The organism is Sphingomonas sp. CFBP 13603, from assembly GCF_014892665.1.
Classification (GTDB): domain Bacteria; phylum Pseudomonadota; class Alphaproteobacteria; order Sphingomonadales; family Sphingomonadaceae; genus Sphingomonas.
On sequence record NZ_JADBIA010000029.1, the window covers coordinates 1 to 323 of the forward strand.

Sequence of the window (323 nt, forward strand, 5' to 3'; positions counted from 1 at the left end):
GCTTGGGTCTTTGTGGGTTTTCCCGATCCGGCGGTTCAACCGGCTTGTTGCATTAGCTCCTATCCGCCCTTTCCAACCTCGTCCGGTGCGGTCGCCCGCCCCGTATTCTGTTACACGATCTGCGGCTCGCGATACCGTTCGCCACTGGCCATCATCGCCCAGATCATGCGGGCGTTCTTGTTGGCTAGCGCGACCGCGGCGACCTTGGCCTTCCGCCTGGCAAGCAGTTGCACGAGCCAGGGCCGCTTGGCCCCGTTCCGCTCGGCATAGCGCACGACTGCCATAGCGCCGACGATCAGCATCTGACGCAGATATTGGTGGCC

The 323-nt window shown here is 63.2% G+C and carries 1 pseudogene; it reads right to left on the minus strand.

Annotated elements, in window-relative coordinates:
* Nucleotides 1–110 precede the first annotated feature (110 nt).
* Nucleotides 111–323: pseudogene (locus tag IFR23_RS19965) on the minus strand (IS110 family transposase); the annotation flags it as partial.